This is a genomic window from Oerskovia sp. NPDC060287, assembly GCF_042726775.1.
GTDB lineage: Bacteria > Actinomycetota > Actinomycetes > Actinomycetales > Cellulomonadaceae > Oerskovia > Oerskovia merdavium.
Genome location: NZ_JBHXBO010000001.1, coordinates 34703 through 49690, shown reverse-complemented (window position 1 = coordinate 49690; position 14988 = coordinate 34703). Strand labels below are relative to the sequence as shown.

11 protein-coding genes are annotated in these 14988 nt (G+C 71.8%); 2 read left to right on the top strand and 9 right to left on the bottom strand.

The features are described from left to right. Positions 1-97: 97 nt before the first annotated feature. From ACFWFR_RS00185 to ACFWFR_RS00165, 5 genes are read right to left on the bottom strand one after another with little or no spacing between them, the layout of a single operon-like run. Positions 98-925: an ABC transporter ATP-binding protein gene (locus tag ACFWFR_RS00185; RefSeq protein ID WP_377620367.1), complete on the bottom strand. Its 828-nt coding sequence runs from the start codon at positions 923-925 to the stop codon at positions 98-100. Beyond that, complete coding sequence (locus ACFWFR_RS00180) at positions 922-1743, bottom strand: ATP-binding cassette domain-containing protein (protein ID WP_377620365.1); 822 nt, start codon at positions 1741-1743, stop codon at positions 922-924. Before ACFWFR_RS00180 ends, ACFWFR_RS00185 begins: the two co-directional genes overlap by 4 nt. After that, positions 1740-2675, bottom strand: coding sequence for an ABC transporter permease (locus ACFWFR_RS00175; protein ID WP_377620363.1), 936 nt, complete (start codon positions 2673-2675; stop codon positions 1740-1742). Before ACFWFR_RS00175 ends, ACFWFR_RS00180 begins: the two co-directional genes overlap by 4 nt. Then, on the bottom strand, positions 2672-3640 hold the full coding sequence (locus ACFWFR_RS00170; protein ID WP_056645730.1) for an ABC transporter permease: 969 nt from the start codon (positions 3638-3640) through the stop codon (positions 2672-2674). The genes ACFWFR_RS00175 and ACFWFR_RS00170 overlap by 4 nt, the downstream gene beginning before the upstream one ends. Positions 3641-3650: 10 nt before the next feature. Then, the gene (locus tag ACFWFR_RS00165; RefSeq protein WP_377620361.1) at positions 3651-5153 is read right to left on the bottom strand and encodes an ABC transporter substrate-binding protein; all 1503 of its coding nucleotides are present in this window, start codon (positions 5151-5153) and stop codon (positions 3651-3653) included. Positions 5154-5671: 518 nt separating this feature from the next. Here ACFWFR_RS00165 and ACFWFR_RS00160 point away from each other — a divergent pair. Together ACFWFR_RS00160 and ACFWFR_RS00155 are read left to right on the top strand one after the other, a co-directional pair. Continuing rightward, the gene (locus ACFWFR_RS00160; RefSeq protein ID WP_377620359.1) at positions 5672-6403 is read left to right on the top strand and encodes a hypothetical protein; all 732 of its coding nucleotides are present in this window, start codon (positions 5672-5674) and stop codon (positions 6401-6403) included. 74 nt (positions 6404-6477) lie between these two features. Continuing rightward, positions 6478-7674: an acyltransferase family protein gene (locus ACFWFR_RS00155; RefSeq protein WP_377620357.1), complete on the top strand. Its 1197-nt coding sequence runs from the start codon at positions 6478-6480 to the stop codon at positions 7672-7674. Here the strand turns inward: ACFWFR_RS00155 and mfd are convergent. The 4 genes from mfd to ACFWFR_RS00135 form a co-directional block, all read right to left on the bottom strand. Next, the gene (gene mfd / locus ACFWFR_RS00150; RefSeq protein WP_377620355.1) at positions 7637-11335 is read right to left on the bottom strand and encodes a transcription-repair coupling factor; all 3699 of its coding nucleotides are present in this window, start codon (positions 11333-11335) and stop codon (positions 7637-7639) included. The two genes, ACFWFR_RS00155 and mfd, sit on opposite strands and share 38 nt — an antisense overlap. Positions 11336-11797: 462 nt before the next feature. After that, positions 11798-12340: a hypothetical protein gene (locus tag ACFWFR_RS00145; RefSeq protein WP_377620353.1), complete on the bottom strand. Its 543-nt coding sequence runs from the start codon at positions 12338-12340 to the stop codon at positions 11798-11800. A gap of 132 nt (positions 12341-12472) precedes the next feature. Further along, entirely contained in the window at positions 12473-13654 is a 1182-nt protein-coding gene (locus ACFWFR_RS00140) for a GNAT family N-acetyltransferase (RefSeq protein WP_377620352.1), read from the bottom strand. After that, positions 13651-14799, bottom strand: a complete 1149-nt coding sequence (locus ACFWFR_RS00135; RefSeq protein ID WP_377620350.1) for a GNAT family N-acetyltransferase — start codon at positions 14797-14799, stop codon at positions 13651-13653. The genes ACFWFR_RS00140 and ACFWFR_RS00135 overlap by 4 nt, the downstream gene beginning before the upstream one ends. Positions 14800-14988 lie beyond the last annotated feature (189 nt).

The following is a 14988-nucleotide window of genomic DNA, read 5'->3' as shown; positions in this document are numbered from 1 at the left end:
GTCGAGGCAGAGGTCCACAGGCCTCTGTCTCGACAAGAACCCTCTACGTCGACGGGATCTCGCTGCGCCGCCACCGTGCCCGACGGCGGGACGCACCTCAGGGCAGCGTCGGCACCGCCGCGAGCAGCTCGCGCGTGTACGCGGCCGCCGGACGGGTCAGCACCTCGCGCGTGGGGCCGGCCTCGACGACCTCTCCCCCGCGCAGCACCACGGTCTCCTCGCACAGCTGCCCGACGATCGCCATGTCGTGGCTGACCAGGACGAGCGTGAGACCCAGGTCGCGCTGGAGCCCGCGCAGCAGGTCCATGACCTGCTCGCGGACGGACACGTCGAGCGCGCTCACGGGTTCGTCGCCCACCAGGACCGACGGCGAGGGCGCGAGGGCCCGCGCGATCGCGATGCGCTGGCGCTGGCCGCCCGAGAACTGGGCCGGGTACTTGGTCCGGACGTCGGGGTCGAGCCCCACCCATCCCAGGACCTCGTCGACGCGCGCCGACACGTCGCCCCCGACCCGGAGCGAGCGCAGCGGCTCGGCGACGATCCGGGCGACCGTCATGCGCGGGTCGAGAGACGTGCGCGGGTCCTGGAGGACGACCTGGACCTCTCGCCGGTACCGCCGCATGAGCGCGCGGTCCCGACGGTCCAGGGGCGCGCCACGGTAGGAGATGGTGCCGCTCGTCGGGCTGTCGAGCCCGAGCAGCAGCCGCAGGAGGGTCGACTTCCCGGCTCCCGACTCGCCGACGATCCCCACGCTGCGCCCGGCCCGGACCGTGAGGTCGACGCCCGCGAGCGCCGTCGTCGGGGGCGTGCGGCGCGACCCGCCGAACTCTCGCCGCACACGGTCGAGCGCGATGAGCGGGGCGGCGTCGCCTGCAGTCCCGTCGCCGGGGACGGGCCGGTCGCCGCTCGTGGGCTGGTCGCTCATCGGTCCTCCAGGGTCGGCAGGTGGGTCACGGCGCGCGCCGCGGTGAGCAGCGAGCGCGTGTAGGGGTCTTCGGGCGCGTCGAGGGCGCGTGCGACGCTCGTGGCCTCGACGACCTTCCCGTGCCGCATCACGACGAGGTCGCGCGTGACGCGGGCGACCACGGGCAGGTCGTGCGACACGAACACCAGTGCCGTCCCGGTGCGTTCGATCAGGTCGTCGAGCAGCGCGAGGATCTCGGCCTGGACGGTCACGTCGAGCGCCGTGGTGGGCTCGTCGGCGATCAGCACGTCGGGCTCGCACGCGAGCGCCATGGCGAGGCACGCGCGCTGGCGCTGCCCGCCCGAGAGCTGCCACGGGTAGGACCCGAGGATGCGTTCGGTGTCGTCGAGGCGCACCAGGCGGCACAGGTCCGCGGCGAGCTCGGCGGCCCGGGCGCGCGAGACCTTGCGGTGCAGGCGCAGCGGCCCGGCGATCTGCCGGCCGATCGTCATGAGCGGGTCGAGGGCCGTGAGCGGCTCCTGGAAGACCATCGCGATGCGCGCCCCGCGCACGCGGCGCAGGGCCTTCTCGCCCAGGGGCAGCAGGTCGGTCCCGTCGAGCAGGACCTGCCCGGTCGCGGTCATGCCGTCGGGCAGCAGCCCGAGGATCGCGGCCGCGGTGAGGGACTTGCCCGAGCCGGACTCGCCGATCACGCCCAGGCGCTCGCCGGGCGCGACGCGCCAGCTCACGCGGTCGAGCAGCACCCGGCCCGACGACGTCGCCACCGTCAGGTCGCGCACCTCGAGCCCGGCGGTGCTCGTCGTGGGGGTCGCGGTCATCGGTCGCCTCGCAGGCTCGGGTCGGTCTTTTCGCGGATGCCGTCGCCCAGGAGGTTCAGGCCGAGCACGGTCCACGCGATGAGGAGCCCGGGCAGGATCGCCCCGAGCGGCTGGACCGCGACGGACTTCTGGGCGGCGCTGAGCAGCCGCCCCCAGGACAGGGCCGACGGCGAGCCGAGGCCCAGGTAGGACAGCGACGCCTCGGCGAGGATCGCCCCGCCCGCGAGCAGCATGAGCTGGACGAGCAGGGTGGGGGCCACGTTGGGCAGGACGTGGCGGAGGATCGTCCCCCACCATCCCGTGCCCGACGCCGTCGCGGCCGTCACGTAGTCCTCGCGCAGCACGCGCGCGGCGTTGACCCGCGTGACGCGCGCGATCACCGCCGCCCCCGAGATGCCGATCGCGACGATCGCCGAGGTCAGCGAGGCCCCGCGGACCGTCACGATGAGCATGGCCAGCAGCAGCGTGGGGAACGCGATCATCAGGTCGATCACGTTGAGCAGCGCGACGTCGGCCCACCGGGTGGTCGCCGCGGCGACCACGCCGATCGTGATGCCCAGGACGCCCGCGATGAGGACCGAGGCGATCGCCACGGTCATCGCGACCGTCGCGCCGCCCATGAGCTGGCTCAGCAGGTCGCGTCCCAGCCGGTCGGTGCCAGCCCAGAACTGCGCGCTCGGCCCTTCGAGCCGTCCACCCGTGCCGGCAGCGCCCGCACCCACGTCGTAGGGCGTCCAGAAGATCGCGACGACACCGACGAGCGCGACCAGCCCCACCATGACGAGACCCGCGACGAACGACGGGCTGACGCTCCGTCGTCGGGCGCGCGGGGCCTCCCCCGCGCCGCCCGACACGTGCGGCGCGAGCGACTCCTCGACCTCGATGCGGCCCGCAGCGGCCCCGGGGATCTCCCCGCCCAGGTTGATGCTCATCGTGCGCCTCCGAGGGCCGAGCCGGCGCGCAGCCGGGGGTCGATCCCGCGCTGGGCGAGGTCGACCAGGAAGTTCGTGACGAGGACCAGGGCCGTCAGCCCCAGGACGAGGGCCTGCACGACCGGCAGGTCGCGCCCCTCGACCGACGACACGAGGAGCGTGCCGAGGCCCGGCAGCGCGAAGACGTTCTCCACGACCACGGCCCCCAGCAACGACGTCGCGAGCTCGATGCCGAGGATCGCGACGACCGGGACCGCGCCGTTGCGCAGACCGTGCCGCGCGAGGGCGTGCCACCGGCCGTAGCCGAGCGAACGAGCCGTGCGGACGTAGTCCTGGTCGAGCACGTCGAGCGTCGCCGATCGCACGTAGCGGACCATGACCGACGACATCGCGATGGCCACGGTCGCCACGGGCAGGACCAGCGACCGCACGGCCGCTGCGGGGTCCTCCCAGCCCTGGCGGGGGAACCCGCCGGGCGGCAGGACCCCCGCCTCGAGCGCGAAGATCCACACCAGGATCACGCCGACCCAGAAGACCGGCACCGCGACGCCCAGCTGCGACACGGCCGAGACCGTGACCCCCACGACGCCGCGCCGACGGACCGCCGCGACCACGCCGAGCGGCACCGACACGAGCACCGAGACCACGAAGGCCGCGAGGCTCAGGGGCAGCGTGATCGGGAGCTTGCTCGCGATCAGCTCACCCACCGGGAGGCGCGAGACGAACGACGTTCCCGCGCTCCCCGAGAACAGTCCCGCGACCCACTGCCCGTACTGCGTCCACAGGGGCTGGTCGGTGCCGAGGTCGGCACGCAGCTGCTCGAGCTGGTCGCTCGTCGTGCCCACGCCGAGCGACGTGCCCGCGCTGTCGCCCGGCAGGAACCGGAGGACGGCGAACACCACGACGCTCGCGAGGACCAACGACAGCAGCAGCGTGCCGACGCGCGTCAGGAGGTAGCGGGACATGGGTGCTCGGTCAGCCTTCCCGCACGATGTCGGCGACGTAGAAGCTCTCCGTCACCTGGTTCACCGGGAAACCCGTGATCTCGGCGCGCGCGACCCGGATCTGCGGGTCGAGGTACAGCCAGGCGCTCGCCGCCTCCTGCCCGATCGTCTCGTTGACCTGGGTCAGCAGGGCCGTCTGCTCGTCGGTCGTGGTCGCCTGGTCGGCGTCCGCGACCCACTGCTGGACGTCCTTGTTGTCGTAGCCCCAGTAGAAGTCCGGGTTGGCGTACCAGACGACGTCGCGCGGGTTCACGTGTCCCATGAGCGTGGTCTGGAAGTCGTGGTCCGTGTAGATCTTCTGGTACCACGTCGCGTCGTCGACCGGGTTGAGCGTGAGCGTGACGCCCACGGCCTGGAGGTCGCTCTGGAGGAGCTGGGCGATCGTCTCGGACGGGTCGCCCGCGACGTAGTCGACCGCGATCGTCAGGTCGCTCACGCCGGCCTGCGCGAGCAGGTCCTTCGCGGCCTGCGGGTCGTACGCGTGCACGTCGGCCTGGTCGACGAACCACGGGTCGGTCGGGGGGACCATCGAGCCGATGACCTGGCCGTAGCCGTCCCACACGGCGTCGAGCACCTTCTCACGGTCGATCGCCTTGTACAGCGCCTGGCGGACGCGGACGTCGTCGAACGGCGCGACGCGGTCGTTGAAGGCCCAGATCTGCTTGGTCGTCGACGTGCCCTCGGTGATGGTGAACGCGTCGTTCCCCTCGAACTGCACGAGCTGGTCCGGGGAGTCCTCCGCGATGACCAGGTCGAGGTCGCCGGTCAGGAGCGCGTTGTTGAGCGCGGTCGTGTCCTTGAAGAAGCGGAACGTGACACCCGAGTTCTTGGCGGGGGTGCCCCAGTAGTCGTCGTTGCGCTCGATCGTCAGGTGGTCGCCCTGCGTCCACTCGACGAACCGGTACGGGCCCGTGCCGTTCTCGCTCGACAGCTCGGTGTCGCCGTCCTGCACGATCGTCACGGACGCGAGGTAGAACGGCAGCGACTGGCTGCGGCGCGACAGGTCGAGCTGGACCGTGGCGTCGTCGGGCGCCGTGATCGAGGAGATGACCGACAGGTCGTTCTTGCGTGCGCTCTTGGACTCGGGCGCGATCGTCTGCGAGATGCTCCAGACGACGTCCTGCGCCGTGAGGTCCGACTCGTCGTGGAAGTGGACGCCCGGCTGCAGGTGGAACGTGTAGACCAGGCCGTCCTCGGACACGTCCCAGTCCTTCGCGAGGGTCGGGACCACCTGACCGTCGACGTCGACCGAGGTCAGGCCCTCGAAGACGTTGCGCGTCATGGTCTGCGACACGCCCGAGCTGCCGCCGACGTTGCGGACGAGGCCCGTGGGCTCGTTGGTCGAGCCGATGACGATCTCGGCGTCGGCTCCGGCCGCAGCGCTGCTGCTCGCACCGCCGGACCCGCCCGAGCCGCACGCGGCGAGCAGGAGGGTCGTCGCCAGGACCGCGGCGGCTGCCTTGAGGGTTCTCATGGGGGTTCTTCCGTTCCAGGAGGTGCAGCACGGCTGCACGGGGACCACCCCGGACGCGGCCGGTGGCCGACGGACGGTGTGGTGAGGGGGGTTCGTGGAGCGTCGGCGGGGCTGTGGCGAGAGATACGCCGGGAGCCGGTGGCCGAGGAGGCCCGGGTACGTCGCTCGTTGGGGGACCGTGCGGGGGCACGGTCGGCACGAGGGGTCGACGACCGAAGGGCCGGGGAAGGATCAGACCTGTGCGAGAGGGGCGGTCACGTCGGGATGGTCCCGCGACGGACGCCGCCTGTCAGCGGCTGTTCAGAGACAGCGACAACAGCGGGCGGCGCTCGTCGAGCCGTGCCGTCCGGTGCTGGGGGTGCGCGTGGAAGCGCTCAGGTCGAGAAACATGATGCGACAACTATCTCACCTACCGTGCGGTCTGGATACGCGCCGACGGTGTGGTGGTGGTCACGTCCGGTCGCTGCTAGTGTCTCCGAGCCGAGCCTGAGCTCGCCTGGGTCGTCGATGGAGCACTCATGCTGCGTGTCACCGTGCCAGTCAAGGTCCTCGTCCGTCGCCTCGCCCTGGCGATCGCCGTGCTGGCGGTCCTGCACCTCCTCGCGAACTTCCTCGAGAAGGGCGCCGACCTCCACGGCGGGGTGGTCGAGCCCCTCGTCCACTACTTCAGCATGGACGAGGAGGTGAACGTCCCCACCTGGTTCACGGTGATCCTCCTGGCGTCGACAGGGCTCGTGACCGGCGACCTGCTGCACGTCGAGCCCGACCGGGGCCGCAGATGGGCATGGGGACTCATCGCGTTCGTGCTCCTCTACCTGTCGATCGACGAGATGACGAGCTTCCACGAGCACCTCGGGACCTCCCTCGAGGAGCACTTCAGGCGCATCGCCGACCTGCCCTTCAACGGCTGGATCGCGTTCTACGGGCCCCTCGCCCTCATCGTGGCCGCGATCGTGGTCCCCCTCCTGTGGCGGCTCCCCCGGCAGTTCCTGCGGCCCATGGCGCTCGCCGGTGTCCTCTACGTGGTCGGAGCGGTCGGCTTCGAAGCCGTGGCCGGCCTCCTCGAGGACCAGGGCTTCGACCGCGCGACGTTCGTCGGGCAGCTCGCGGTCCTCGGCGAGGAGACCCTCGAGATGATCGCGGTGCTCGTCTTCCTGGTCTCCGTGGTGCGCTACCGCGACTTCCTCGACCCAGGAGCTCGCCCCCTCGAGACGAACCCGGCCGGCGAGGCGACCACACTTCATCCTTGACCCCTTCCCCTCGCCGCGCCCACGATGCAAGGGCGGCCCTCCACAGGGCCGCGCACCAGCGGCAGGGGAGATCGATGACGACTCCGGCGGGACCCGGCGCCGTCCGGCGCAACCTTCCCTCGCTCACGGCCGTCCGCGCGATCGCGGCCGCAGCGGTCCTCGTCTTCCACCTCGACTACTGGCAGGTCCTCGACATCCCCGGTGCCTACTACGGCAGCACCGGGGTCGCGCTCTTCTTCGTCCTCTCAGGATTCATCCTGACGTGGACCGCAAGACCTGAGCTGTCCCGGCGCGGCTTCTACCTGCGTCGGGTGGCGAGGATCTACCCGGACCACCTCGTGACTCTCGTGGTCGCCCTCGTCGTGGCCCTGGTCGTGGGGAGCCCGCCCGTGACCGGGCGCGTCGTCGGCGCCAACGTCCTGCTGCTCCAGGCCTGGTCCCTGGACCCGACGGTCGTGTACGGGCTCAACGGCGTCGCGTGGTCGCTGTCGTGCGAGCTCGCGTTCTACCTCGCCTTCCCGTTCCTCCTGCCCCTGCTGCGGCGCTGGTCACCACGGACCCGGCTCGTCGTGGCCCTCGTGGCGCTCGCGATCCCGCTCGCCGCGACGGTCGTGGCCCCCACGACCTACCAGGTGCTCTACCACTTCCCCCTCGCCCGGTTCCCCGAGTTCGTCCTGGGTGTCGTCGCGGGACTCGCGTTCGTCGAGGGCAGGCGGTCGCGGGTCCCGTGGGCCGGGGTGCTCGGGATCTTCGCCGCGGTGCTCGTCGCGGCCGAGCTCACGCACGCGACCGAGGCCGTGGCCCGGGTCGCGCTCGTGCTGCCGTTCGCGCTCTTCCTCATGCTCTGCGCCGAGCGCGACCTGCGTGGCCGGCGTTCCGTGCTGACGCACCGCGTCCTGATCGTCGCGGGCTCGGCCTCGTACGCGTTCTACCTGGTGCACGAGCTCGTGATCCGTCGCGTGGTCGACACCCCCCTGACGGGGGTAGCCGCAGCGGCCGTGATCACGGTCGCCTCCGGGGCCCTCGCCTACGCGCTCTACCGGTTCGTCGAGGAGCCGGCACGCCACCTGATCGTGAACCGGTGGGGACGGCGGATGCGCCGCCGCACGCCGACGGGCGCGGCGACAGGAGGAGCCGAGGCCTCCCCCGGCCCGACGGCGTCGCCCGCCGCCGCGAGCACGTCGCCCAGCGCGGACCCTGCCCCGGCCCCCACCGCCGCCACGACCGAGACCGCTACCGCTTCGCCGTCCCCACCGACGCTGCCGCACTGACGTCGCCCGTGATGACCGCGTCGATGAGCTGGCGCGCCCACGCGAGCACCTCCATGCCCCGCAGCGGACGGCCTCCGATGCGCGCCGTCGTCGGGAAGGGCACGAGGAACGCGCGGATCGCGGGCTTGAGCATGGTGCCCGGGTAGAGCCGCTTGAGGCGCAGCTCGGCGGACTCCGGGAGGTCGACGGGCGCGAAGCGCACGAACTTGCCCTGCGCCGTGACGTCCGCGAGCCCCGCGCGGCGCGCGTGGTTGCGGAAGTCCGCGACGGCGAACAGCGCCTCGACGACCTCGGGAAGCGCGCCGTAGCGGTCGACCAGCTCGGCCCGCACCTCGGCGAGCGCGGGCTCGTCCTGGGCCGCCGCGATCTTGCGGTACGCCTCGAGGCGCAGGCGCTCGTGCGCGATGTAGTCGTGCGGGATGTGGGCGTCCACAGGCAGCTCGATCGAGACCTCGGGGGCTTCCTCCTCGACCTCGCCCTTGAACGACGCCACGGCCTCCCCGACCATGCGCACGTACAGGTCGAACCCGACGCCCGCGATGTGCCCCGACTGCTCGCCGCCCAGGAGGTTGCCCGCGCCGCGGATCTCGAGGTCCTTCATGGCGATCTGCATGCCTGCGCCCAGGTCCGTGTTGGCGGCCATGGTCGCGAGGCGGTCGTGCGCGGTGTCCGTCAGGGGGCGCTCGGGCGGGTACAGGAAGTACGCATAGGCGCGCTCGCGCCCACGACCCACGCGGCCACGGAGCTGGTGGAGCTGGGACAGGCCCAGCATGTCGGCGCGCTCCAGGATGAGCGTGTTGGCGTTGGAGATGTCGAGGCCGGTCTCGATGATCGTGGTGCAGACCAGGACGTCGAGCTCCTTCTCCCAGAACGCCGTGATCGTCTGGTCGAGCTGGGACTCGCTCATCTTGCCGTGCGCGACGCCGATGCGGGCCTCGGGGACCAGCTCCCGCAGACGCTGGGCCGTGCGGTCGATCGTCTCGACCTTGTTGTGCACGTAGAAGACCTGGCCCTCGCGCAGCAGCTCGCGCCGGATCGAGGCCGAGATCTGCTTCTCCTCGTACGCGCCCACGTACGTGAGGACCGGGTGGCGCTCCTCGGGCGGGGTCGCGAGCGTCGACATCTCGCGGATGCCCGTGACGGCCATCTCGAGCGTGCGCGGGATGGGGGTCGCGCTCATCGCGAGCACGTCGACGTTGGTCCGGAGCTGCTTGAGCGTCTCCTTGTGCTCGACGCCGAACCGCTGCTCCTCGTCGATGATGACCAGGCCCAGGTCCTTGAACTTGATGGACCCGGAGATGATGCGGTGCGTGCCGATCACGACGTCGACCGAGCCGTCCTTGAGCCCCTCGACCGTCTCCTTGGACTCGGCCTCGGTCTGGAAGCGTGACAGTGCCTTGACCGTCACGGGGAACGCCGAGTAGCGCTCGGCGAACGTCTGGAAGTGCTGCTGGACCAGGAGCGTCGTGGGGACCAGGACCGCGACCTGCTTGCCGTCCTGCACGGCCTTGAACGCCGCGCGGACCGCGATCTCGGTCTTGCCGTACCCGACGTCGCCGCACACGAGCCGGTCCATCGGGACGGGCTTCTCCATGTCGGCCTTGACCTCGTCGATCGTGACGAGCTGGTCGGGCGTCTCGACGTACGCGAACGCGTCCTCGAGCTCGCGCTGCCACGGGGTGTCGGGGCCGAACGCGTGCCCCTGCGTCGCCATGCGGGCGCTGTAGAGGCGGATGAGCTCGCCCGCGATCTCCTTGACGTGCTTGCGCGCCTGGCTCTTGGTCTTGGCCCAGTCCGAGCCGCCCATCTTGTTCAGGCTGGGCGACTCGCCGCCCGTGTACTTGGTGACCTGGTCGAGCTGGTCGGACGGCACGAACAGGCGGTCGCCCGGCTGGCCGCGCTTGCTGCTCGCGTACTCGATCACGAGGTACTCGCGCGTCGCGGCGTTGCCGCCCGTGCCGAGCGTGCGCTGCACGAGCTCGACGAACTTCCCCACGCCGTGCTGCTCGTGCACCACGTAGTCGCCCGCGCGCAGCGCGAGAGGGTCGACGACGTTGCGCCGCCGCGAGGGCATCTTGCGCATGTCGCGCGTGCTCGACCCCTGGCGTCCCGTGAGGTCCGACTCGCTGAAGACCGCCAGCTTGAGCTCTGGCGCGACGAAGCCCGGCCCCACGGGCGCGGGCGTCACGAGCACCACGCCGCCCTCGGGCTCGGCGTCGATCGACGCGACCAGGCGGGCCGCGGTGTCGACCGCGGAGAGCTGCTCGGTCATGCGCCGTGCGGGGCCGTGGCCCTCGGTCGTCAGGACCAGGCGCCAGCCGGCGTGCTGGAGCGAGCGCAGGTCGTCGAGCGCGCGCTCGACGTCCCCGCGGTAGGACTCGACGTTGCGCGCGGGCACGGTGAAGGTGGTCACGCCGTCCGTGCCCATGCCCGACGTCGGGCCCTCGCCTCCGGGAAGCTCGTCCCCCGGGTGCACCTCGCCGTCGGGGGTCGCGCCCTCGTCGAGGCCGAACGGGCTGAGCGTCCACCACCCGAGGCCGCGACGCTCCGCGACGTCGTGGACGTCGGCGAACGTCTCGAACGACGCGGCCGAGAGGTTGATCGGGGTCGAGCCGCCAGCGGCGGCACCGGTCCAGGCGGCGGCGAGGAACTCCTCGGTCGTCGCGACGAGGTCGTGCGCGCGGCGGCGCACGCGCTCGGGGTCGTTGATGATCAGCAGCGCGTCGTCGGGGACGAGCTCCAGGACGGGCAGCATGCGGTCCACGAGGACGGGCGCGAGGGACTCCATGCCCTCGACGGCGATGCCGGCCGCGAGCTTGTCGAGCATGTCGGTCGCGCCGGGCAGCGTCTCGATGAGCTCCGCCGCGCGGGCGCGCACTGCGTCCGTCAGGAGGATCTCGCGGCACGGCGGCGCCCACACGCCGTGGTCCGCGATCTCGAGGCTGCGCTGGTCCGCGACCGCGAACCAGCGGATCTCGGTGACCTCGTCGCCCCAGAACTCGACGCGCAGCGGGTGGTCCTCGGTGGGCGGGAAGACGTCGAGGATGCCGCCGCGCACCGCGAACTCGCCGCGCCGCTCGACCATGTCCACGCGCTGGTAGGCGGCCGCGCTCAGGCGCTCGGCGACGTCCGTGAGGTCGGCCGTCTCGCCCGTGCTGAGCTCGACGGGCTCCAGGTCCCCCAGGCCCTCGACGACGGGCTGGAGCAGCGCGCGCACCGGCATGACGAGGACGCGCACCGGGCCGGACTGGCTGATCTCGCTGGTCGGGTGCGCGAGGCGCCGGAACACCGCGAGCCGCTTGGCGACCGTGTCGCTGCGCGGCGACAGGCGCTCGTGCGGCAGCGTCTCCCACGCGGGCAGGACCGCGACCAGGTCGCCCAGCTCGTCGGGCAGGTAGGCGCGCACGCTCGCGGCGAGCTCGTCGGCCTCACGACCCGTCGCGGTCACCACGACGAGCGGGCGGGACCCCTGGGCGGGGGCGCCCTTCTCGGCCCCGGCGGCATCACCGGTCGCGGTCGCCCCCGCCATCGCCGCGAGCAACGGCGGGCGCACGCCGACCGGTCCGACGACGTCGACGGCGCCCCGCAGGCGCACGTGCTCGACGACCGCGCGCGCGGTCGGGTCGGCCAGGAGAGCGGGCAGGATTCCGGTGAGGTTCATGAGTTCCTTCGAGCAGGGTCACCGACGGCGGTCGTCCACGGGCAGGGCACGGGTCGACGCGCCCCGCAGCGAGAGGCGGGGCACGCCGGGACAGCACGAGCGGCCCGGACCGAGGTCGAGGCGGCGGTCCGGGCTGAGGGTGCGAGAACCAGGTTACGCCGAGGGGGTGACAGGGGGCGCGGTGGTACGTGAGGTGCCGTGCCTGCCGGGTCGGGGCGCAACGCACCTAGGTCTCGCCCAACGGGATCGTCGAGCGTCGGGAACAGGTCCGCGCGTGAGCGGCGAGCCCTCCCAGGTGAGTGCGCTCTCCACGATCTACCTTGGCGAAGGTAGCCAGTACCTCGCAGGCCGACGAGCCGCGGCAGCCAACCCGATCGACGCGATCTCCTACGATCGATGACGACACCCCAGCTGCGACTCGCGAGGTGGGCAATCCCCCGCATGTCCTCGAACCGTGCAGCGCTAGAGCCTAGAAATCTGCTCCCGAGCAATGTCGAGCAGCCCCGGCGCGACGATCTCGCACCACTGATCCACGTAGTCCAGGTCAGGAAGCGGGAAGAAGGCATCACGATTCGTCAGTCGCCATTCCAGAAATCTGGAATCGTCGAGGTACGGATCCGCTGAACGATTCGCCAGCGGCTGGACAAACCGCGCCGCACTCTCCCGCAGCAGCTCGCGGCCAGGCGCAGAGAGAACATCGTGAAGCATCGTCGTCTTGTAGACGGTTGTCGCGATGTTGTACATCTCCCACCCCACCGGCCCGTATCCGCCCTCGGCACCGACGCAGGTCGCCTTTCTCATCTCACCACCATCGATCAACAAGTACATCCGACCAACGGTCTCGAATCGCAGCCACACGGCGGCGCCCCTGCCCTGATCGTTCGACTTCACCCAGCCCGAAGGCGTGCCGCTCAGCCTCTTCATCCCCAGCGCCTTGAACTGACCGTCGAGGCGACGCATCACCTCAGTTCGCGCCGCCGCGCGACTGAGCAGTCGTGACGTCATCAATACCTCACCCTCTGCATGCCATCTCCGCCCTGAGGACCCCCTACCGGCCCTGGTCCATCGTGCGTGATCCCGTTGCAGTGCGGCACGAGCTGGCTGCACCACGACGATGAACCGCCATGCTTCGTCGCCTCACCCCCGCCGCTCCCGCACCCACCTACGGACCCGCCCGGCCGCCACGACCGCCGACAGCAGCGCCCGCGACGGCCAGCTCCCCACGGCGCACGTGACCGAGACGAGGTCCACGCGGTCGGGGTAGAGCAGCGTCTCGTCGGGGTACCGGCGCGGGTCGATGCAGCTGTCGACCAGAACCGTCCCGGGCATCTCGGCGAGCAGGCGCATCCCGAGCAGCCGCCCCCACGCCCCGGGTGAGTGCGGCGACCAGGCCGGGTCGTAGGCGTCGGAGATCGAGAAGACCACGCCGTCGCGCCGGACGCGCACCGCGAGGTACACGGGCGCCCCGGCCGGACCGACCCGCAGCACGTGCGCTTCACCCCGCTCGCGGTAGGTCTCCACCAGTCCCGCGAACCACTCCGCGGCGCCGGGCACCACCCGCCGGGCCTCGCCTCCCTTGGCCCGGTCGCCCTTCCAGCCCGCGGCCTCCAGGTCGAGGAACTGCTCGACGATCCCCGGTTCCGCGGTCGCGTCGACGATCCGCAGCTCCCCGCCCAGCTCCTCCTCGAGGTGCCTGCGCCGGCGCCGGAGGTTCTTGCGCCGCGACGCCGACAGGTCAGGTCCTAGCTCGTCACGGTCGCCCGCACCCGGCACGAACGCACCGCGCGAGATCCGGTCCCACTCGCGGACCGGCATGCCCGCACGGGCAAGAGCCTCCAGCAGCAGCGTCGTCGTCTCCCCCGACGCCCTCAGCAACGGCAGGTCGACCGCCTGGCCGAGCGCTCGCCGTCGGGCACGGAGGGCCGCGACCAGCGACGCGACCGCCAACCGCGGGCGGGCCGCGTCCACGAGCGGCGCGCGCAGCGCCGCGAACCGCTCGACGAACGGCCCGTCGAGGCTCGCGTGCCGCGTGGGCCACAGCCGGTTGCGGCCCACCATCTCGAACGGGAGGAACGCGAGCCAGCCCGACGCGTCTGCCACGACGAGTGCCATGACCGCACGCCCTCCACCCATCCCCCGAGCAGCAGCTCCCAGCACCGCGGGCTCGAAGTACGGGTTGGGCTCGAGCGACGAGTCCGCGAGGCGCTGCCAGGCCGCGAGGTCCTCGCCAACCAGGTCGGCCACGCGCACGATCCGGCTCGTGACGTCACCCCCCGCCGTCTCGACCGCCCCGGCGAGCGTCGCCGATCGTGCCCTCACCGGAAGCGCCGCACCACGCGCGCGGCCGTGCGCATGAGCCGCATGGTCAGGCGCGCGAAGACGCCCCCCGTCACGAGGGTCGACGAGGCCATCGCGAGCCGGTCGGGGAACAGGTCCGTCGCGTCCTTGTAGAGCGAGGGGTTCATCGAGCTGTCGAAGACCTCGACGTCCGAGTTCTCGTCGAGCCAGGACAGCGCCATCATGCGCCCGATCGCCCCCGGACCGTACCTGGCCCACTCCTCGCTGTACACGTCGAAGTAGCCGAACGCGGTGGACCCCGTGCAGACGATCACCGCCATGTGCAGCAAGACCCCGCCGGCCACGAGGGCGAACACGTGGGCGCGACCGGTCGCGGCGAAGCCCGCGACCATCTGGGTGAACCATTCCTGGCCGCCACGGCGGCTCCGGAAGCCCATGCCGCCACGCGACGCGTCGCCCTTCCACCCCTGCTGCTCGAAGTCGAGGAACGCCTTTGCGATCTCCGGGTCGTCCCCCCGGTCCTCCAGGACCAGGGTCTCGCCCACCGCGCGCTCGAGGCGCCTACGTCCGCGAGCGAGCGACTTGCCACGCGGCATCCGCTCGGCCCAGCTTCCGGGCTCGCCCTCGTCGAACCGCACTGCACCGCGGGGATCACCGCCCCACGTGTGCACCGGGATGCCCCGCTCCCGGCACACCTCCTCGAGCCGCTGACCGATCCTGCCGTCATGGACCAGCAAGTGCAGGTCCACCGCCTGACCGAGCTCACGACGCCTCTCGTGGAGCGCGTCGACCAGCGCCTCGACCGCCGCGTCCACGCGCGAGCCGTCGACGAGCGGGGTACCGAGAGGACAGTAGAGCGCCAAGAAGTCCGAGCCCGTCGAGGCATGCCGCCACGGCCAGTGCTTGTCGCCCGGGACCATCTCGAACGGGAGCGCAGCCCACCAGCCGTCCTGCCCCGCCGCGGCGGGCTCGCCTGCACCGCCCGGGGCCTCGTCGACGACCAGCAGCCGCAGCTCGGACCCACCGCTGAGCTCGCGTACCGCGGGCACCAGCATCTCGGGCTCGAAGTACGGGTTGGGCTCGGCGGCACGGGCCGCGAGCGCCCGCCACGACTCGATCTCCTGATCCGTCAGGTCGATGATGCTCAGCACACGACTCCGTGCCATGAAGGACCTTCTGTCGTTCGGCGATCGCTTTCCCTGGACCTCGCGAGACCGGTGCCCGGGGCATCTGCAGTACGACGGTAGACACCGAACGACGCCGGGGCCACAGTGGGAGCACTGATTTCACCCGACCGGATTCCCCACGTCGCGCCGTCGTCGTCCGACAGTGATCGCAGCTGCCCGCAGGTGCCC